The sequence below is a fragment of the Candidatus Chloroploca mongolica genome, assembly GCF_004762035.2.
Lineage (GTDB): Bacteria > Chloroflexota > Chloroflexia > Chloroflexales > Chloroflexaceae > Chloroploca > Chloroploca mongolica.
In genome coordinates, this window is sequence record NZ_SIJK02000015.1 from 72,008 (window position 1) to 92,016 (window position 20,009).

Below are 20,009 nucleotides of genomic sequence, written 5' to 3' on the forward strand. Positions count from 1 at the left end.
CAGCATATGAAGGTTACGTCATTTGATGTTTTTGATACGCTGCTGACCAGAGTTACTGGCCAACCAGGCGCAATCTTTCTCTTTCTGGGACGTCAGTTGGCACAGGAGGGCGAACTTCCGTGTTCACCCGAGGTTTTTGCCCGTCTGCGCTCAGAGGCTGAACAGCGTGCTTTCGAAAATGCTGGCGGACTTGACTCACATGTAGATCTTGCGCGAATTTATGAAGAACTCGGCGTTGTTCTGGGCCTCGATGCATCACAGCGTCAGATGATGATGAAGGCTGAGTTGGAACTCGAAACGCGGTTTCTTCGTCCGAACCCAGCGATGGCTGAACGTCTGGTTCGTCTGCGTGCAACCGGGCAACGGGTCGTCTTTACCTCTGATATGTACCTTTCAGCTCAGACCATTCTTGAATGGCTTGCAGCACATGGTCTTGCCACGCCAGATGATACATGCTATGTCTCGAGCGAGTACGGCGCATCAAAGGTTTCTGGAGCTTTGTTTGATCTGCTCGTGCAACGTGAAGGAGTTGCGCCAAAAGAGGTGCTCCATATTGGCAACAATGCGCGTGCTGATTTTCGCGGGGCAAAAATGGCAGGCCTGCGGGCTGAGCTTGTGACCGACGGCAATCTGAATCGCTATGAAGATGCGCTGAGTGCTTTTACGTATGCGACTGACGGTCTGGCGTCACTTTTGGCAGGTGCTTCACGGCTGACACGTTTAGCGGTTCCCGTAGCTAATGCGCATCAACGAGCCTTGCGTGATGTCAGTGCTGGGGTAGCGGCGCCTCTGCTTGTGGGTTTTACCCTCTGGGTCTTGTCTGAAGCACAGCGTCTGGGTTTGCGCCGACTCTATTTTGCGGCACGTGATGGGCAGTTGGTGCTCGAACTAGCGAAGCGCCTTGCCCCTAAACTCGGTCTGGACATTGATCTCTGTTATTTGTATAGTAGTCGCCAGGCGTGGTGTCTTCCCGCGATCACTGCTGACGAACAGCGGTTACTGCAACGGATGTTTAGTACGTATGAATTGAAGTCACTTGAGGTTTTATCAGTCGAAGGTATTCTGCATCGCGTGAATCTTCGACCAGAGGAAATAGCTGCCCGCCTGGGCGCTTTGCAATTGCACCCAGATGATTGGCAACGCAATCTAACTGTGGCCGAGCGCCTCGCTGTTCAGAAAGCCTTGTTCAACGATCCTTTGATCAATGCCTTGATTGTGGAACGGGCTTCTGAAGCACGGGCTTTGATGTTGACATATTTGCAGCAGGAGAGGATGCTGGATGGGACGCCTTTTGCGCTGGTTGATCTTGGCACCGGTGGAACCCTTCACAGTGCCCTTGAGATTGTCCTCGCAACAGTTGGTGTCGCTCCCTTGACAAGTTTTTATCTTGGGTTTACAAATGAGCCAACGAACCATACAGGTATGCTCTGGCCCTATCTCTTTGCTCATCATACGGGAATGGGCTTCCCTCATGTCATGGGGTTAGTGCAAATCGTTGAGATGATCTGCACGGCTGATCATGGCACGGTGCTGGGTTTTCAGCACGATGGTGAGCAGGTTGTGCCAAGCTTGCAGGAGCAATTTAATACGGCAGCCTATGCCTGGGGCTATGCGTTTGTGCGCGAAACGATCTGTCATTTTGCCGAGGTTCTTGAACTCAGCCCTGATCTGGTCAATGTACGGGTTGATTTGCGACCCTCGTCAATTGAGGTCATCAGGCACTTTTGGCGTCATCCTACCCACGAAGAAGCGCTAGCCTGGGGAGCGTTTCCTTTTGATGATGGCTGGGGCAAGGAAGTCTTTTTCTCTTCTCTGGCACGGCCCTATCAATGGTCAGATCTGCCACGGATTATCCGTACTGGACATATGGCGCATCCTCGCCACAATTGGCAGCGTGGTTCACTGTTGCTTACTCGTTCCAGGGTGCTGCGAAACCTTCTCCGAGCTTTATTGACCTTCCACGACGCGATCAAGTCGTCGCGAACCAAGCGTGGTATCCGCTTGCTACGGCGTTGGGTTCAGCGATTGACCCGCATACCTCGGGGGATTATGACCGTTAAGCGTCCCAGGAGTTAGGGAAAGCCTGTATGAAGACCCTCTTAGTCGCTCCGTTTACCCCCTTCCCGCTCGTCTTTGGTGGTGCCATTCGGGTTCATCACCTGATGAAAATGCTGGCTTCCTTTTCTGAGGTCACCTTGCTCGCCTATCGTTCCTGGGCGGATGTCGAGGCGGAAGCGGTGCAAGACTACCTTGAGACGATTTGTCACCGCGTTATGCTCGTTGATGGCAAGCCGGCGGTGACTGATCTTGATCGGGTACGGTCAGTTTTGCGGATGCGCTCTTTTCAGTACGATGTACACTACAGCCTGCATTTTCAATTGATCATTGATGATCTGCTCGCTGCCGAGCAATTCGATGTCATTGTGGTCGAAATGACCCAGATGGGCTATTTTCACTACCACCAGCCAGGGGCTTTGCGTGTCCTCGATATGCAGAATATCGAGTATGAGTTGTTGTTCCGTCGGGCCGAGATGGTTGCCCATCCCCTGAAACGGGCGGCCTTCTGGCTCGAAGCCCAGAAGTGTTACCGCGATGAAATCGCGATCTGTCGTTCGTATGATCTGATCTTTACCCCTTCTGACCGTGAACGTCTGATTCTGCAACGCTTCCAGCAGATGCCCCCCGTTGAGACGTTGCCGAATACGATTGATGTTGATTATTTTGCCTTCCACCCCCAGCGTCCAATGACCAATCAGATTACCTTTATTGGGGCCACGCAAGTTGATGCCAATCGCGATGGCTTGCGCTATTTTGTGACGCAGATCTTGCCCCTGATTGAACAGCACGTCCCTGATGTCCGCGTGTCAATTGTTGGTGGTGATCCACCTTCCGAGATTGTGGCTTTTGGGCAACGACCAAATGTCGAAGTCACCGGCTTTGTGCCAGATGTGCGCACCTATATGGATCAAGCAACGGTCCTGGTTGTGCCGCTGCGCAGTGGTGGAGGGACGCGGTTGAAGATTCTGGAAGGCCTTGCGTTTGGCGTGCCGACGGTTTCGACGTCGGTTGGCGCGGAAGGTCTGAACCTTGTTCCTGATGAGCATCTGCTGATTGCTGATACGCCTGAGGCGTTTGCGACGCACGTGGTGCAGGCGTTGACTGATCCCGCGTTGCAGAAGCACTTGAGTGTGGCCGGACGAAGTTTTGTCGAGGAACATTATTCGTGGCGGAACGTTGCCATCCAGTTGCGTGCCTATCTTGAACGTGCCTTAGGGTCAAGATCGACTGTTCCAGACGTTCACTCCACTCGCGCCTAACCGTTCAGGAGGAACGAACACTGTGTATACCATCGGGTTTGTCATCGAACAAGTACTGGGCCATATTACCCATACACAGAATTTGCGGGCCAATGTGTGTGATGATCCTGACGTGCGCACCGAGTGGGTTCTGGTACCGTATGAGGTCACTGGCCTGGCTCGTCATCTGCCGGTGTACGCAACGAACTGGACCGTGCGCGCTGGCCTGGGGGCTCGCCGTGGGCTTGCGCATATGGTTCGTGAGGTTCGCCCTGATGTGCTCTTCTTTCATACTCAGGTTCCGGCGATGCTGGCGGTGGATTGGCTGCGCCGCTTCCCAAGTATTATCTCGCTTGATGCAACGCCTTTGCAGTATGATCGGCTTGGTGAGTTCTATGCGCATCAGACGGGTTCATTGACGAGTGAACTCTTGAAGTGGCGTCTGAGTCGGGTCTGTTTTGAGCTGGCGCGCCATCTTGTTGTCTGGAGTAACTGGGCCAAGCAGGGCTTGATCGATGAGTATGCTGTCCCTGCCGAGAAAATCACGGTTATTCCACCAGGGGTCAATGTGCGCGCATGGCTCCGGCCTACCCCCCTCAAGCCCGATGGACATCAGGTGAAAATCCTGTTTGTGGGTGGCAACCTCGAACGGAAGGGCGGCCTCTTGTTACTCGAGGCGTTTCGTTCGTTGCGCCACCTCGGGATCGAGTTGCACCTCGTCACCCGCGATCCCGTTGCCCCTGAACCGGGTGTTTTTGTGTACCATGATATGCAACCCAACAGTGACCGCCTCAAGGCGTTGTACCATAGCTGCGATATCTTTGCTTTACCAACCTATGGCGATTGTTTGCCGATGGTGCTTTCGGAAGCGGGTGCCGCTGGCATGGCAACGGTTTCGACGCGCGTGGGGGCTATTCCTGAGGTGGTACGCCATGATGAGACGGGCTTGCTGGTTGAGCCTGGTGATGTTGCCGGGTTGACGCTGGCCTTGCAACAGTTGGTACTCAATCCCGCGTTGCGGCTGAGGCTGGCCCATGCCGCTGTCGCGCATATTCGGCAGGCCTATGATCTGCAGGTGAATTCCCGCCGGCTCCTTGCGCTGTTGAAGCACGAAGCGGCTGCGGCCCGTGGGCAAGTGAGGGTGGCATGACAAATCACGTCCTCTTGACCGTTGCTGGAACCATTCCCGCTGATCTTGTGGCCCAGATTGAACGCGGCCAGCGTCCGCGTGCTGACTATCTTGAATTGGCGCGCCATTGTGGTGCTGATCTGATCGATTATGCCCGTGCGCATCAAGAAACTGGCTGGTTTGGGCGCCTTCTCGCCAGGCTTGGTGGTGCTGATCTGACCCTTGCCTGGGCCTGTTTTCGGCGTCGCCACAGCTATCAGGCGATCATCACTGATGGCGAACAGGTCGGCCTCCCCCTGGCGGCGCTATTTAAGCTATTCGCTTTCGGCAAACGACCGCAACATTTGATGATTACCCATGTCATTTCGGTTCCAAAGAAGATGTTTTTTCTTGACGTGTTGCGGGTGCAAAGCCAGATTGATCGGTTTCTTGTCTATGCAACCCGTCAAAAACATTTCATTGAACAACGCTGGAAGCTTGCGCCCGAACGGGTTTTGTTCACGCCATTTATGGTGGACAGCCGTTTTTTTGCGCTGGAACATGTGGAACCGGCGCACTTGGCGCGCCCACAGATCTGTGCCGTGGGCCTCGAACGCCGTGATTACCCGACGTTGTTGCAGGCCGTTGATGGGTTGCCGGTCGATGTGGTGATTGCTGCAGCGAGCCCCTGGTCAAAGCGACAGGATAGCACCGCTGGTCAGCGTATCCCCGCCAATGTGACGGTGCGTCGGTTTACGCAGTACGAGTTGCGCCAACTTTATGCTGATAGCGCGTTTCTTGTGATGCCGCTTGAACCGGTTGAATTCCAGGCCGGGATCACGGCCATCCTTGAAGCAATGGCGATGCAACGTGCCGTGATCTGCTCGCGTGTGGCTGGTCAGACGGATGCGATTCGTGACCAGGAACATGGCCTCTATGTCGCTCCTGGTGATCCAGTTGCGCTACGCCGCGCGATTGAAACGTTGCTTGCGAACCCTGATCAAACTGCTACAATGGGACGTAACGGTCATCTGCTGGTGATGCAAGCGATGAATCTGGATCGGTATGCCGAGCGCTTGCATGGCTTTGTGCAGGCGACGCTTGCTCGTTCGGCGCATACGCCTTCTTCCTCCTCTGCGTAGGAAGCTTCGTCTGCTTGCAAGCCTGCCAGGAACACTCCGGGCAGTCCCTGCTCGCTAGGAGAGTCACCCAATGAAGATTGCCCTGGTTGGTTGCGGTTTTGTCGCTGACTATTATCTTAAGACCTTGCCAGAACATCCTGAACTCACGTTGCTCGGGGTCTATGACCGTAATCAGGCGCGTGCCAGGACGTTTTCGGCGTACCATAAGGTGCCTACCTACCCTTCGTTGCAGGCGCTGTTGGCTGATCGTCAGGTTGAGATGGTGTTGAACCTGACGAATCCGCGCAGTCACTATGAAGTGTCGCGGGCGTGCCTTGAGGCAGGCAAGCATGTCTATTCTGAGAAGCCACTGGCGATGACCTTGTCCGAGGCGCGCGAGTTGGTCGAAGTGGCTGAACGCCGTGGGTTGCTCATTATCTCGGCACCGTGTAGCTTGCTGGGAGAGACCGCCCAGACGATTTGGAAAGCCATTCGTAAGCAGGTCATCGGTTCGGTGCGCCTGGTGTACGCAGAAATGGATGAGGGCATGGTCTTCAAGATGCCCTACAAAAAGTGGATCAGCGCCTCTGGGGCACCCTGGCCGTATAAAGATGAGTTTGAGATTGGTACCACCCTTGAACACGCGGGCTATGTGGCTACCTGGCTACCAGCGTTTTTTGGCCCCGTGCAGTCTATTGCGGGGTTTTCGGCGTGCCTGGTACCCGATAAGGGCACGCCGCTGGATGTGCTTGCCCCCGATTATGCCTCAGCTTCGCTGCATTTTGCGTCAGGTGTGGTGGCCCGTTTGACCTGTAGTTTGCTGGCGCCCCACGATCACTCGCTACGGATTATTGGCGATAAAGGGGTTATGTATACCGACGATACGTGGTACTACACGTCGCCGGTCTATGTGCGCCGCTGGTTCAATCTGCGCCGCCGCCATCTCGAATGGCCGCGCCGCACCTATCCGCTGGTTGGTAAAGGTACCCGCTACAAGTATCGCGGTACCCAGCAGATGGATTTTGCGCGTGGTCCCGCTGAACTGGCCGCAGCTGTGCGCGAGGGTCGCCCTGCACGCCTCTCGCCGCGTTATTCGTTGCATGTCAATGAGCTCGTGCTGGCGGTACAAAATGAATTGCAGGGCGGTGCGATCTATAAGATGACAACGACGTTTGATCCGCTTGAACCGATGCCCTGGGCATAAGGCAAGGGGCGAGCGCTGCCGTCGTTGTAGTTGGGAGTGGGTGTATGGCTAAGCAGATTCGCTGGGGAATTCTGGGCGCAGGCCGCATTGCACGTGGTTTTGCGCAAGGGTTACGGACACTGCCCGATGCCAGGTTGGTAGGGATCGCGTCGCGTACGTCCGAAACGGCGCGCCAGTTTACCCGGATGCATCCGGTTGAGCTGGTCTATGCCTCATATGAAGAGATGGTGCGCGATCCGTCGCTTGATGTGATCTATGTTGCGACACCGCACAACCGCCATGTGCATGATGTGACGCTTTGCCTTGAGCATGGCAAAGCGGTGTTGTGTGAAAAACCGTTTACTGTCAATGCTCGTCAGGCGCGTCAGGTGATTGAACTCGCCCGGGCCCGACGGCTCTTTTGTATGGAAGCGATGTGGATGCGCTTCATTCCGTTGATCCGCCGGGTTGCCGAGCTTGCGGCCAGTGATCAACTTGGTGATCTGCGGATGCTCATGGCTGATTTCGGGGTGGCCAATGCATATCAGCCGCAGAGCCGTTTCTACAATCCGGCGCTAGCAGGCGGTGCGCTGCTCGACCGCGGCGTCTATCCGATCTCGCTGGCGCATATGCTCTTTGGCAAACCAGACGAGGTGGTAGGCTTGGCTGGGATGACGCGGGAGGGGGTTGATGAGCACTCAGCGCTGGTGCTGCGTTTTCCCAAGGGACGCCTTGCGGTGCTTGCTTCGTCACTGAGTAGCTTTGGCTCGAATGGTGCCATCCTGTCGGGAACCCACGGCAAAATTCAGATCCATGCGCCTTTCTTTTGCCCTCAGCGGATGACAATCGAACGCTATCAGCCGGCGCTCGATCCGGTTGGTAGTGATCTCACGCTCAAACATCGTCTTGTGGAGGCTGTTAAACAGAATCCGGTGCTCAAACGGGTCTACCCTGCGGTGCGCTCGCTGGTACGCCCGCGTTCACGCGATGTAACGATGCGCATCAAGGGCAATGGCTATAACTACGAGGCCGCTGAAGTCATGCGTTGCCTCCGCCTCGGTTTGACCGAGAGTCCGTTGATGCCCCTTGATGAGACCTTGCAGATTATGGAGACAATGGATACGGTCAGGGCAGCCTGGGGCCTCAAGTATCCTGGCGAATGATGGTAGACGTAGACGTTATGCTTCGGAATTGTAGTGCATATGTGCTTTCTCTTTCAGTCAAGTGATGGCTATCTAACCGGTCACACTTGTGGGGGTGTTTCCTGATATGAACCAATCTAGCCTGTCATCCTCGCCCCCCGTCGATATTATTGTCCCTACCCGCGGTCGTGGTGAGTTGATCACCACCACTATTGCCAGCATCCGTACCCTGCGTGACGTCCACTTTACGCTCTGGGTGATTGATCAAAGTGATGATGATCGCACCGAGCAGTGTGTGCGTCGCCATGCGCTGGAAGATCCGCGGATTTGCTATCGACGGACTCCCACCGTTGGGGCTAGCACGGCACGTAATCTTGGCGTGTCGCTTGGGCAGGCTCCTTTCATTCTGTTCACCGATGATGATTGTTACGTGCATCCCGCCTGGGCCAGCTCGATGCTTGCCGAGTTGCGCAAACCATCGATCTGGGCGGTCTTTGGGCGTGTGTTGCCGGCCACGCATGGTGGCGAGAATGCGACCGTGCTTCGCGGTGGGACGGTCGCCATCAAACCAGTTCAAGAGGCACAGGTGTATCGGGGCAATCGCCTTGATCTCAGCTTTGGCCATGGTGCGAGCATGGGAGTACGGCGTGAACGGATGGTGCAGTTGGGGGGCTTTGATGAGTTGCTGGGGGCGGGTGGCCCATTGCATTCATGGGAAGACCGTGATGTTGGTTATCGTATCTTGGCTGCAGGCGGTCAGATTGCTTATACCCCCGCCGCCGTGATTTATCATCGGCAGTGGCGTGATTGGGACGCGATTCGGCGGGTCTTTCGTGGGTATGCCATTGGGGCGGGGGCGTCGGCAAGCAAATATGTGCGTTGTGGCGATCCCGTGGGGGTCGCGATCTTTACTGAGTGGATGTTCAGTCAAGGTCTGCGCCAGGCTTTCTCGGCGATCCTGAAATGGCGCAGTTGGCCCAAGCTACAGGTTGCCCTCGAACAGTTTGTCTATCCCTGGTATGGGTTTGTCCAGGGGTTCCGCTATCCCGTCGATCGTACGCATTGCCTGTATCGGACGGGAGTACAACCAACAGAAGTAGTTCAAGCGCACTAATCTATACCCTCCTGCGTGCATCGACCTTCAGATTCATCCATGTATGGCGGCAGTGCAGTTGGAAACCGGAGCTACCGGGTGTTTCATGCCATCAAAGTCCTGGAACTTGAACTTACCCTCCCGCTCGTTGATCTGATCAATCTGGGGGGCTATCGCCGAGCGCGCATCCTCGTCCGCTTGCAGGGAAGGCCGCTTGGTGCCATCAGCCTGGAGGTGCAACACGGTCGGATTGCTGCCGCCGCGCTGCGTGAGGCGCTGTTGCGCGAATGTGCCTGGATGCTTGTAGGTCAGCATCTGCAAGGGTTGTTGGACACTCTGCCGACACAGCCTTGGACACTCGATGATCTTGCCGTATCGCCCCTGCCTCCGGTGTATGATGGCCCCTGGCCTTCGGTGACGGTGGCCGTCTGCACGAGGGATCGGCCAGAGGCAATTCTGCGCTGTGTGCAGGCTCTCCTTCCCCTTGATTACCCTGGTGCGCTGGAATTGATCGTCGTTGATAATGCTCCATCCGACGACCGTGTGCAGCGTGTGCTTGAACCATACGCGCCCCACGTGCGTTATGTCCGTGAGCCACGCCCCGGCCTCGATTGGGCACGCAATCGCGCTCTTCGTGAGGCTCGTGGCGATATTCTGGCCTACACTGATGATGATGTGGTGGTTGATCGGCTCTGGGTTCGTAGCCTGGCGCAGGTCTTTACCCAGCATCCGGCGGTGATGGCGGTGACAGGCCTGGTCGAGCCATATGAATTGGAGACCGAGGCTCAGTTGGCGTTTGAGCAGTACGGTGGCTTTGGACAGGGGTACGAGCAGCGCTGGTACGCGATCAATCGACCGGCTGGTCAACCAGCAACGATCTATGCCGCAACCGGCAAGTTTGGCACGGGTGCGAATATGGCCTATCGTCGTGAGGTTTTTGCTTCGCTCGGAGGCTTTGATCCCGCGCTTGATGTGGGAACCCTCTCGAATGGGGGCGGTGATCTTGAGATGTTCTTTCGCGTGATCAAGGCAGGACATATCCTGGTCTATGAGCCGCGTGCGCTGGTCTGGCATTGTCATCGGCGCGAAGCGGGCCAGTTTCATCAGCAGATTGCGAATAATGGCGTCGGGTTCTATGCGTATCTGGTGCGGCTTTTTCTGCACTATGCCGACGAACGCCGCCACCTGCTCCGTTTCGCGATCTGGTGGTTTTGCTCGTGGTATCTCTATCGTTTGTTGCGTTCCTATGTTGAACGCGTCAATACGACCCCTCGCTTGATTGTTGCCGAGATGCGAGGTGGTTTGCTTGGTCTGGGAAGATATCAGCGTGCGGTTCGCGAGGCGCACCAGATGGCCCAACCCGACGATCTGCCCGACCGGATCGCATCCTTTGCGCCCTTGCCAGAGCCGATCTATCCCGATGGTCTTGCCGTGCGGGTGATCGATCTGGCGGAACCGTTGCATGCTCTCACCGATGTGACGGCCTATCCTGCCGTCCGGGTCGAACTTCGGCAGGGTGGAATGATGCTCGGGCGGGTTGAGCTTGCGAATGCGTATCAACCCGTTGGGCGTGAGCGGTTGGTTGCGGCAATTGTTGCTGAACTGGGCCTGGCTGTGCTGGTTGAAGGACGAGACCCGGCGTATCCCGAGGTGCGTGAGGCCGCGCAGCGCCTCGTGGCATCCCGTTATGGCCTAGTGGAGCCGTTGCCTCGCGCTAAGTACGTTGCATCAGAGCAACCCACAGCCACCTTGCCAGACGATCGTGCCGTGGCAGTCGTCGTCATTGATCATGGCACGCCTGAGGATCTGCGTGCGTGTTTGACGGCGCTGTATGCCCAGCAAACCGGGCGTGACTATACCGTCAGCGTCGTGACCAGTGCTGTTGGTTCAGGCGTGGTGGCTGAGATCGTGGCCGTGTTTCCGGGAACCCGTCTGTTCAATGTGCCGGATGGCGCATCTTCGTATGCAGCTTACGCAGGTTTGATGGCGAGCCAGGGCGAGCTTGTGGCCGTGCTTGATGCCAGGATCATCCCGGCGATCGACTGGCTTGAACAATTGCTGCGGCCCTTTCTGCGTGATGAGGTTATGATAACAACCGGCAAGGTTGTGCCGTCGCGCCTTGATACGCGGGTTGAGCAGATCTTTGCCACCTATGATGAGATAGGGCAGGGGTATGCACAACGGAGCTTTGACCAGCACTGGTTGGCGAGTTTTCGCCGCCAGATGCCACCGATGGACGAACTCGGCTCGCCGGCCAATCGTGCATGGCGAACAGCGCTGCTCGCCGAGCCTCTGGGCGGGCGTGACCAAGAGGTCTTTGCTGCTGAGGTGATCCAGGCTCCTACTCGTGACTATGAGCGTGTGTACCGAGCTTTATGTGCCGGGCATACCCTGGTCTATGTTCCACAAGCGTATGGGTGGCGACGTTATGATCAGCGCTTGCCCGTCTTACGTCAGGATGTTGCGCAACGCACGTCGACCACCCTGCTCTGGTACCTGACATGCCTGATCGAGCGACGCGATCTGCGCGTCGTGTATCAAATGGGCGTCGATACTCCCAGGCAAAAACTAAGGCAATTAGCAGGTTTTATGCGTTCATATGTACGCGGGCGAAGCTATGCACCACTTTACCTTTGGGTTGATGAAGTCCGTGGTATACTAGCCGCATGCAAAGCCATCGCACGCGCCTCGTGCAAGAGCAAAGCCTTTGGGCAGCGCTTGATAAGACCAAAGGAAGGAACAGGTGGCTTCAATAACGTCACGTAAACATGCTATGCCCACCATCCGTCTCGTCTATGTGCGTGACCTTTTGCGTGAACTGGTGCTGCGTGACCTGAAATTACGCTATAAACGCTCAGTTATTGGCATCCTCTGGTCACTAGTGAATCCACTTGTCCAGATTTTGATCTTCACCTTTCTTTTTAGTCGCGTCTTGCCGCTCAATATTCCCAACTACACCGTTTTTGTTTTCAGTGGCGTGCTGGCATGGACCTGGTTTCAGACCTCGCTGAGCATGGCTTCGGGGGCAATCGTTGATAACCGTGAACTGGTACGACGGCCCGGTTTTCCGGTGGCGGTCTTGCCTGTGGTCACGGTGACGACCAGCATGATCCACTTTACGCTGGCGCTGCCCGTTTTAGCCTTCTTCCTGATCTTTGGCGGGGGGCACATTGGTCTTGCCACGTTGTTTTTGCCACTGATTATGCTTGTGCAGTTCCTTTTGACGCTTGGCCTGGCTTACCTGATTGCTGCGGCCCATGTTATTTTTCGTGATACTCAACACCTGATTACGCTCGGGCTCATGTTGATGTTTTATCTGACGCCCGTCTTTTATCGTGCCGACAACGTCCCCGAGGAATACCGTTTGATTTATGCGCTCAATCCGATGGCTCATCTGCTGACTGCCTATCGCGCGATTCTGGTCCAAGGGGTATGGCCGGCAACAGGCACGATGGCCCTGCTCTTTGTGATGGCCCTGATCCTACTAGGAATTGGCTATGCGGTGTTCCAACATGTGAGTCTGAGTTTTGTCGAGGAACTGTGATGGATCCTGCCATTGTCGTTACGCAGCTTGGGAAACGGTTTCGTCGGCGCGGGGGTAATCGGCCCTCGACGTTGAAAGAAGCGATCCTCAGAGGCATGCGTGGCATGCGTGATGAGACGTTCTGGGGCCTGCGTGACGTTAGTTTTAGCATCGAGCCAGGGCGAACTGTGGGCATTGTGGGCCCCAATGGGGCGGGGAAATCAACGTTGCTGCGTCTGGTCGGTGGCGTTGGCCGCCCTGATACCGGTTGGGTTCAGACCCGGGGGCGGATTGGCGCACTGTTGGATCTGGGGGCTGGACAGCATCCCGAATTGACCGGGCGCGAAAGCATTTTCATCTCGGGGGTCATCAGTGGCATGCTGCGCAGCGAAGTTGAGCAGCGCTTTGACGAGATTGTGGACTTTGCCGAGTTGGATGATTTCATTGATAGCCCGTTGCGTACGTATAGCACGGGGATGCAGATGCGCCTTGCGTTTGCTGTAGCCGTGCATATTGACCCGCAGATTCTGCTCGTTGATGAAGTTCTCGCCGTGGGAGACATCGCCTTTCAGCGCAAATGCCTTGATCGCATTGCCCAGTTCAAGACGCAGGGATGCACGATTTTGCTTGTGTCGCACGATCCCGGCCAGATGCGGGGGTTGTGTGATGAGGTGATCTGGCTACGGCATGGCGAAGTGGTTGCGCATGGCCCCACCGATCTGGTCATGGATGACTATGTCTCGGCCATGGATACGGTGACGCGGCAACGTACCCCTGAGCATGTGCCGATTGTCGTGCTGGCGAATGGACAGGAACTGCGCATTCGTGACAATCGTTTTGGCTCGCAAGAGGTGGAAATCAGCCAGGTGCGCCTGCTCAATCAATATAACAGGCCGGTCACGACGCTGAGAAGTGGGGTGCCCTTGACGGTTGAGTTGACCTATCGCACAACCCAGACCATCGTTGACCCGCTCGTGAGTGTTTCGATGACGAAGCCTGATGGCGCACTTTGCCTTGATATCAATAATGTGAGCACGGGGGTTGTGTTTCCTCCCCTGACCGGTGAGGGGATCATTCAGTTGACGTTTGAACGCCTCGATCTCGCCAGTGGGGAATACTTCGTTGATGTCGGTGTCTATGCTCAGGAATGGGCCTATACCTATGATTACCACTGGCATGTCTACCCGCTTATCATTGAGGGTGTTGCTCAGAGCAAAGGTATGCTTGTTCCTCCGTTCAACTGGCATGTTGAACGTGGTTCTGAGCCTGAGTAGGGGAAAGAAACAATGTCCAGCCAGCATCAGGGGGGGCCAGTAGCCGTCTGTGATGTTCGTCTTGAGCACCTGACGACCGATCTTGTTGGCCTTGAAACCTATGCACGCGCTCTGCTGGTGCTGCGGATGGGTTCAGTTGTGGTGGGACAGGCCTGGGTTGAGGTGAACCAGGGACGGGTTCCGGTGGCACGCATCAAGGAACTGGTACAGCGATCCAGTTGGTCTATCTGGCAACACATGCTTGCCGAGTCGTTACCTCGAACGGTTTTGCCATCTGCCACAGTTGTCGTCTGTACACGCGATCGTACTGACGACATGCGTCGTTGTCTCCCCGGATTGGCGCGGCTTGCCGAGGCTGGCTACGAGGTACTGGTCGTTGATAATAACCCGAGTAGTGAGGCCACCGCGCAACTGGTGGCTCAGTATCCGCTGATTCGGTATCTCTGCGAACCGCTGCCGGGGCTGGATCGAGCGCGGAACCGGGGGTTGTTGAGTGCTCGTGGTGAGATTGTTGCCTTTACTGATGATGATGCTGTCGTTGATGATGGATGGCTTGAGGCGTTGTTGCGCAACTTTGCTGATCCGATGGTGGCGCTGGTGACGGGGATTACGATGCCGTTGGAACTTGAAACCCCGGCCCAGATCTGGTTTGAACAGGCCCACGGTTTTCAGCGTGGGTTTGAGCGCCGAACCTTTGAACTTGCCACGATCAATCCCTTGAGTTCTGGGCAGATGGGGGCCGGGGTCAATATGGCGATCCGCCGGCAGGCTCTTCGCACAATCGGCCTCTTTGATGAAGCACTGGATGGAGGCTCCGTTTCGCTGAGTGGCGGCGATCAGGAGTTTTTCTTTCGGGTGCTTCGCCGTGGCTATCGCGTGGTCTATGAGCCAGGGGCACTCGTCTGGCATCGGCACCGCCGTGATTGGCCCTCGTTGCGCCGTACCCTCTATGGCTACGGGGTTGGGCTCTATGCCTGGTGGACACGTGCCCTCCTGGTGGAACGCGAGTGGCAGACGTTGATCGTGGGAGTGCGCTGGTTTCGCCAATGGCATCTGCGTAATCTCGTGCGAGCCTTGCTTCGTCGTCCTGGGGTGATGCCACTTGATCTGGCGTGGGCGGAATTTCAGGGGGTCTTTCACGGCCCCGGGGCCTATCTGCGTGCCCGACAACTTGACCAGCGGACAGCGCAGATACTTCAGGGTTCAGGGTCGAACGAATGCTTGGACACGCTTGTCTGATGCTGGATGAGGATCTGTGATGAGCCACATGCTCCTGGTGAGTGTCATTATTCCAACGCACAACCGCCGTGCTTCATTGCTTCGTTGCCTGGAGGCGCTCGCTGCCCAGGATATGCCGATGGATCAGGTTGAAGTGATTGTTGTGGCTGATAGTTGCCATGATGCGAGTGAGCAGGCGGCTCGGGCCTATGCAGCCGAGGCACCGTTCCAACTGCGTGTTGCCAGCCATGCGGCGCGGAGTGCGGCGGCAACGCGCAATCTTGGCGCACAGATGGCGCGAGGAGCGGTACTGGTCTTTCTTGATGATGATATGGTGATCTTGCCTGGTTGCTTGCGTGCGCATCTGCACGCCTTGCAGTCCTATGATGTCTCGATTGGTTATTCACAGCCAATCATTCCCGACCGACCGACGCATTGGCAGATGGGTGCCCGTCAATGGTGGGAAGATCGTTTCCGGGCGATGGAGGTTGCTGGATATCGGTTTAGTTATCATGATCTCTTTAGTGGCAATCTTGCCATCCACGCGGAACTCTTTTCTCGGGTAGGCGAGTTTGATCTGGCCTTTGCCGGACGCCTGGAAGACTATGAACTGGGTGTTCGTTTGTTGCAGACCGGGGCGCGGTTTGCTTTTACACGAGCGGCGCATACCAGGCATTATGAGGCGAGTGACCTTGACACCTGGGTTCGGCGAGTCGGGTATGACGGTGAGGCCGAGGTGCAAATGGTGCGCAAGCATCCGGCGTTACGCTCGTTGATCTTTGGTGATGTGCTGGCCGTGGCTGATACGGTCACGAAGGTAATGATCCGTGTGGCGGCGGCGACGATTGATCAGGGCCCGCAGATTGAACAGGTGTTGGTTGCCCTCATTCGTTTCGCCGAGGCGCTGACGCTGCGTCACCGACGCGCCCAGTTGTTACGGGTGGCGCGTGACTACAGTTACTGGCGTGGTGTGGCACGGGCTGTTGGGGGTGGGAGCCGCGTCCACACCTGGCTTTATGAGAGCAAGCCGTTCGTGCTTGCTGCTGACACACCGATGCTTGATCTTGCCGATCCTCCGTTGGGGGGCACCCTTGATGCATTGCTTGCCGCCGGTACGCAGCAAGGGTTGCGGGTTACGCTGGCTGGTGTGAAGGTCTATGAAGTTCTGCCGCATCCTGCGGCTGAGCCTCTGCGTCTTGAGCATATCAGGTACCTTCTGCGTGAAGCTTCCCGTCATAAGATCTTGCCCGGCGTGGTTTTGTATATGATGCAGAAAGAGCAACGGCTATGCTGGCCTGTATAACCAGGATCGATCTCGCGCACCCGCTGCAGCCAGTGACGGTAGAGCCGTCCTGCCGCCGTTTGATGATCCTTGTGTGGCTTGAACGTCAGCCCCTTGCGTTTGTATCGGTGCCTCTTGCCCTGCACCAGCGTGAAGTGTCAGTGGAGCAATTGCAAGCCGTGATCATATCGGCTCTTGGGGGCGATCTCTGGCAAGTTGTGCTTGGTCAGCAAATCGAACAGCAAGCCTTGCCGACGCCGCACTTGCCCCCTTTCAGTGTCGTGGTGTGTACCCGTGATCGTCCCGAGAGCCTGGCCCGCTGTCTCGCCTCGTTGCAGCACCTGGATTATCCGGTGTATGAAGTCGTCGTTGTTGATAATGCCTCGCGTGACCAGGCGACGGCTGCGGTCGTTGAACGCGCAGGGGTACGGTATGTCTATGAACCACGCCCCGGTTTGGATTGGGCGCGGAACCGTGGCTGGAACGAGGCAACGTACGACCTGATTGCCTATACCGATGATGATGTTGTGGTTGACCCTGGCTGGTTGCGTGGGTTGGCGCGCTCGTTTGCTGACCCAGAGGTTGCTGTGACGACTGGTGCGATTCTGCCCCTCGAACTCGAAACCGAAGCGCAGGCCCTTTTTGAGATCTATGGGGGGATGCACAAAGGCTTCAAGCGGAATTGCTTTCGGCGCACAGATCTGCGCTATCAACAGATGATTGCCTCCCATGTGACTGGGGTTGGGGCCAATATGGCTTTTCGTCGCACGGCCCTTGCCCATGTGGGTGGTTTTGATACGGCGCTGGATGTGGGGACACCCTCTGGCGGGGGTGGTGATCTTGATATGTTTCACCGGATCATGGTCGCAGGGTTGACCCTATGTTACGAACCACGTGCCCTTGTCTGGCATCAACATCGTCATGATCAGCCTAGCTTGCAGCGTCAGATCGAGAATAATGGACGTTCCTTTGGGACGTATCTCTTGAAAATCTGGCAAACGCAGACAGTGCCACGTTCAGTGACCTTACGTTTTAGCTATGCCTGGATATTTCGTTATCTCTTGCCTCAAGTCGGGCGTTCGTTGCTGCGCAAGAGCAACCTCCCGTTCTGGTTGACGTTGGCCGAGCTACGGGGTGCGCTGGATGCACCACGAGCCTATCGGATGACGTATGCGCATGATCGGCAACTCCGTTCTGGTATGAAGGTAGCCTTATGACCACTTCATCACCCTGCCTGGTTGACATCATCATTCCTACCCGTAATCGTGGGGCCTTAGTCGACACAACGATTACCAGTATTCGGGCCTGTTATGGGGTCAACTGGCAACTATGGGTGCTTGACCAGAGTGATGATGATCGAACCGAGCAATGTGTGCTGCGCCATTGCGCCGAAGATGACCGGATTCACTATGTGCGCACCGCGTCACGGGGGATCAGTGCGGCCCGTAATGCAGGCTGTGCCCGTTGTACGGCCCCGCTGATACTGTTTACTGATGATGATTGTCGTGTTGAGCCTGCGTGGGCGATGATGATGGCGGCCGAACTCGTCAAGCCTGCGATCTGGGCCGTCTTTGGGCGCGTGCTGCCCGAGACACTCACCGAGTTAAATCAAGCGGTGGTCGTTGCGAGTGGGGGAATCCTGGCGACCAAAGTGAGTACCGAACGGCGGCTCTATGTGCGCAGTCGGCTCGATTTGAGTTTTGGTCACGGGGCAAGCATGGGTGTTCGCCGTGAAGTGCTGCAGCGCATCGGGGGCTTTGATGAACTGCTTGGCGTCGGTGCCCCATTGCGTTCGTGGGAAGACCGTGATTTCGGCTATCGTATCATTCGCGCAGGCGGCCAGATTGTCTATACCCCTGCCGCAGTGATCTATCATCGGCAGTGGCGTGATTGGGACGCGGTGCGCAACGCGTTTCGTCAGTATGGCCTTGGCGCGGGTGCGGCGACGGGGAAATATATGCGCTGTGGCGATCTGGTTGGTGCAGCCCTCTTGGCCGAATGGATCATTGGTCAGGGTGGGCGTCAGGCCCTCTCGTCCATCTTGAAATGGCGGAGTCTTGCCAAGCTACGGGTCGCCCTCGGTCAGTTTGTGTACCCGTGGTATGGGCTACTCTTGAGTTTCCGCTACCCAATCGATCGCAGGCACTGCTGCTATCGATCCAGCGAAGCGATTGACCATGTTGATCTGCTACAACCGTAGGCGGGAGGCTTGCTACAGCTTGGCGGAGGTAGCAGTCGCAAGATCCGGATAGAGGTTGAGGATCGTCTCGAGTTTGACGAGTTTCAAGGTGCGCAGCACATCACTCGAGCAGTTGGTAATGCGGAGTTCGCCCCCACGCTCGCGGGCTGCCCGGTCAACCTTGATGAGCATTGACATACCAATGCTGGCCAGAAAGATGACTTCGCTCATATCGAGGATCAATTTTGGATGCTGCTCAAGTTGTTTCAGGCAGAGCTCAAGCATGGTCGCGGCACTGGCTGCATCAAAGAGGCGGGGGCCTCGAATGATGTGCCATCCGCCTGCAACTGGTTGAGCCTCGCTCATCTCACCCGTTTTTAACCGACGATCTTCGGCGGCAGCCGGGGTAGCCACGATCTCAAAGAAGTGGTGCAGATTCACCAGGGTCAGAATTTCGCGGATCGGCTGAGGGACTTCGACGAGCCAGACATCACCTTTTTCGGCACGGGCACGGTTTGCGAGTGCGACCAGAGCCCCTAGGGCACTGCTGTCGAGAAATTCGGCTTCGGCCAGGCTGATAATCAGGTGGGGGTTGCTTTGCAACAGCTGGTTGGCCTGCTGCATAAAGGTTGCCTGATTGCTGACATCAAGCCGTCCACGGATGCGCATGATTGGTGTCGTCTGCGTTGCGACTGCTGCGAATAGAGCCGGTGTTGTCACCGAAGCTTCGTCGCCATCTGCCGTCACCAGTACCGGTTCGGTTGGAGGAGGCGGGGGAGGGGGCGGCTCGATCGTGGTGGCGACGGGAACCATGCTGATCCCACCGCCGGAACGCATCGCCCACCACTGACGGGCAAAAAAGTAGCCGAAGTAGCCAAAATCGTGCAGGTACCGCTTGAGGAGGCGCTGTGGTTCTTGCGCCAGACGATAGACCCACTCGAGACCGGCGCGTTGCATCCAGACGGGGGCGCGACGCGTGACCCCGACGATCATATCGAGGGTGCCCCCGACTCCGATGCAGATCGGCACATGAAGGGTCGGCGCGTGCATCCTGATCCACTTTTCCTGTTTTGGATTGCCAAACGCAACGAGCAGAATATCGGGGCGTGCCGCTTTGATCGCATCAACAATGCTTTGATCCATGTCGAGCACCGAGGCGGGTGGCGGTGAGAGTACGCCAGCGACCTTGAGGCCGGGGTTGCGTTGCTGCAAGATGTCAGCCGCACGGTCTGCGATGCCGGGTCCTGCCCCGAGCAGAAAGACCGAGTAGCCTTTGTGGGCGGCGCGATGGGCCAGGGCTGGCACCATGTCGGCCCCTGTTACTCGGCCTGGAAGTGGCCCTCCCAGCAGGCGCGAGGCCCAGACAAGAGGCATGCCATCGGCGGTTGCCATATCGGCTTCTTGCAGAATACGGCGTAATTCAGGGTCTTGCAGTGAGTTGACCACAAAATCAGCGTTGACGGTTGCTATCTGATGGGTTCTACCGGTGGCCCGCCCTTGGGCAATGAATTCGTCACAGCGCACAAGAGCCTCCTCCATTGTCAGATTGTCAATGGGGACGCCCAGAACGATCAGCAATTTGCGCATGGT

The 20,009-nt window shown here is 56.6% G+C and carries 15 protein-coding genes; 14 read left to right on the forward strand and 1 reads right to left on the reverse strand.

Features of this window, described 5'->3' with window-relative positions; genetic code table 11:
- Positions 1-6: 6 nt before the first annotated feature.
- The 14 genes from EYB53_RS10440 (at position 7) to EYB53_RS10505 (ending at position 18,440) form a co-directional block, all read left to right on the forward strand.
- Positions 7-2,076 (forward strand): HAD family hydrolase, encoded by a 2,070-nt coding sequence (locus tag EYB53_RS10440; protein ID WP_135478128.1) that lies wholly within the window; start codon positions 7-9, stop codon positions 2,074-2,076.
- Positions 2,077-2,087: 11 nt separating this feature from the next.
- Complete coding sequence (locus tag EYB53_RS10445; protein ID WP_135478129.1) at positions 2,088-3,317, forward strand: glycosyltransferase family 4 protein; 1,230 nt, start codon at positions 2,088-2,090, stop codon at positions 3,315-3,317.
- A gap of 22 nt (positions 3,318-3,339) precedes the next feature.
- Positions 3,340-4,446 (forward strand): glycosyltransferase family 4 protein, encoded by a 1,107-nt coding sequence (locus EYB53_RS10450; protein WP_371879094.1) that lies wholly within the window; start codon positions 3,340-3,342, stop codon positions 4,444-4,446.
- Positions 4,443-5,546, forward strand: coding sequence for a glycosyltransferase family 4 protein (locus EYB53_RS10455; RefSeq protein ID WP_135478131.1), 1,104 nt, complete (start codon positions 4,443-4,445; stop codon positions 5,544-5,546). The genes EYB53_RS10450 and EYB53_RS10455 overlap by 4 nt, the downstream gene beginning before the upstream one ends.
- 70 nt (positions 5,547-5,616) lie before the next feature.
- Positions 5,617-6,729: a Gfo/Idh/MocA family protein gene (locus tag EYB53_RS10460; protein ID WP_135478132.1), complete on the forward strand. Its 1,113-nt coding sequence runs from the start codon at positions 5,617-5,619 to the stop codon at positions 6,727-6,729.
- A gap of 44 nt (positions 6,730-6,773) precedes the next feature.
- Complete coding sequence (locus EYB53_RS10465; RefSeq protein WP_135478133.1) at positions 6,774-7,871, forward strand: Gfo/Idh/MocA family protein; 1,098 nt, start codon at positions 6,774-6,776, stop codon at positions 7,869-7,871.
- Between the two features lie 106 nt (positions 7,872-7,977).
- On the forward strand, positions 7,978-8,964 hold the full coding sequence (locus tag EYB53_RS10470; RefSeq protein ID WP_135478134.1) for a glycosyltransferase family 2 protein: 987 nt from the start codon (positions 7,978-7,980) through the stop codon (positions 8,962-8,964).
- Between the two features lie 78 nt (positions 8,965-9,042).
- Positions 9,043-11,709 carry a glycosyltransferase gene (locus EYB53_RS10475; RefSeq protein WP_167857338.1) on the forward strand — a complete coding sequence of 889 codons (2,667 nt, stop codon included), beginning with the start codon at positions 9,043-9,045 and terminating at the stop codon, positions 11,707-11,709.
- Positions 11,687-12,487 carry an ABC transporter permease gene (locus EYB53_RS10480; RefSeq protein WP_371879095.1) on the forward strand — a complete coding sequence of 267 codons (801 nt, stop codon included), beginning with the start codon at positions 11,687-11,689 and terminating at the stop codon, positions 12,485-12,487. The genes EYB53_RS10475 and EYB53_RS10480 overlap by 23 nt, the downstream gene beginning before the upstream one ends.
- Complete coding sequence (locus EYB53_RS10485; protein WP_135478136.1) at positions 12,487-13,740, forward strand: ABC transporter ATP-binding protein; 1,254 nt, start codon at positions 12,487-12,489, stop codon at positions 13,738-13,740. The genes EYB53_RS10480 and EYB53_RS10485 overlap by 1 nt, the downstream gene beginning before the upstream one ends.
- Before the next feature lie 12 nt (positions 13,741-13,752).
- A complete protein-coding gene (locus EYB53_RS10490) occupies positions 13,753-14,979 on the forward strand; it encodes a glycosyltransferase family 2 protein (RefSeq protein WP_135478137.1) in 1,227 nt (408 codons plus the stop codon).
- A gap of 19 nt (positions 14,980-14,998) precedes the next feature.
- On the forward strand, positions 14,999-16,261 hold the full coding sequence (locus EYB53_RS10495; protein WP_135478138.1) for a glycosyltransferase family 2 protein: 1,263 nt from the start codon (positions 14,999-15,001) through the stop codon (positions 16,259-16,261).
- Positions 16,246-17,457 (forward strand): glycosyltransferase family 2 protein, encoded by a 1,212-nt coding sequence (locus EYB53_RS10500; protein ID WP_135478139.1) that lies wholly within the window; start codon positions 16,246-16,248, stop codon positions 17,455-17,457. The genes EYB53_RS10495 and EYB53_RS10500 overlap by 16 nt, the downstream gene beginning before the upstream one ends.
- Positions 17,454-18,440: a glycosyltransferase family 2 protein gene (locus EYB53_RS10505; RefSeq protein ID WP_135478140.1), complete on the forward strand. Its 987-nt coding sequence runs from the start codon at positions 17,454-17,456 to the stop codon at positions 18,438-18,440. The genes EYB53_RS10500 and EYB53_RS10505 overlap by 4 nt, the downstream gene beginning before the upstream one ends.
- Positions 18,441-18,452: 12 nt before the next feature.
- On the opposite strand, the gene EYB53_RS10510 is transcribed toward EYB53_RS10505, so the two are convergent.
- A complete protein-coding gene (locus tag EYB53_RS10510) occupies positions 18,453-20,006 on the reverse strand; it encodes a WecB/TagA/CpsF family glycosyltransferase (protein WP_135478141.1) in 1,554 nt (517 codons plus the stop codon).
- Positions 20,007-20,009 lie beyond the last annotated feature (3 nt).

Excerpts from the sequence above, each read along its gene's own strand:
- EYB53_RS10440 (WP_135478128.1), top strand. The coding sequence starts at position 7 with ATGAAGGTTACGTCATTTGATGTTTTTGATACGCTGCTGACCAGAGTT.
- EYB53_RS10470 (WP_135478134.1), top strand. The coding sequence starts at position 7,978 with ATGAACCAATCTAGCCTGTCATCCTCGCCCCCCGTCGATATTATTGTC.
- EYB53_RS10465 (WP_135478133.1), top strand. The coding sequence starts at position 6,774 with ATGGCTAAGCAGATTCGCTGGGGAATTCTGGGCGCAGGCCGCATTGCA.
- EYB53_RS10455 (WP_135478131.1), top strand. The coding sequence starts at position 4,443 with ATGACAAATCACGTCCTCTTGACCGTTGCTGGAACCATTCCCGCTGAT.
- EYB53_RS10505 (WP_135478140.1), top strand. The coding sequence starts at position 17,454 with ATGACCACTTCATCACCCTGCCTGGTTGACATCATCATTCCTACCCGT.
- EYB53_RS10445 (WP_135478129.1), top strand. The coding sequence starts at position 2,088 with ATGAAGACCCTCTTAGTCGCTCCGTTTACCCCCTTCCCGCTCGTCTTT.
- EYB53_RS10460 (WP_135478132.1), top strand. The coding sequence starts at position 5,617 with ATGAAGATTGCCCTGGTTGGTTGCGGTTTTGTCGCTGACTATTATCTT.
- EYB53_RS10510 (WP_135478141.1), bottom strand. The coding sequence starts at position 20,006 with ATGCGCAAATTGCTGATCGTTCTGGGCGTCCCCATTGACAATCTGACA.
- EYB53_RS10490 (WP_135478137.1), top strand. The coding sequence starts at position 13,753 with ATGTCCAGCCAGCATCAGGGGGGGCCAGTAGCCGTCTGTGATGTTCGT.
- EYB53_RS10495 (WP_135478138.1), top strand. The coding sequence starts at position 14,999 with ATGAGCCACATGCTCCTGGTGAGTGTCATTATTCCAACGCACAACCGC.
- EYB53_RS10500 (WP_135478139.1), top strand. The coding sequence starts at position 16,246 with ATGCTGGCCTGTATAACCAGGATCGATCTCGCGCACCCGCTGCAGCCA.
- EYB53_RS10485 (WP_135478136.1), top strand. The coding sequence starts at position 12,487 with ATGGATCCTGCCATTGTCGTTACGCAGCTTGGGAAACGGTTTCGTCGG.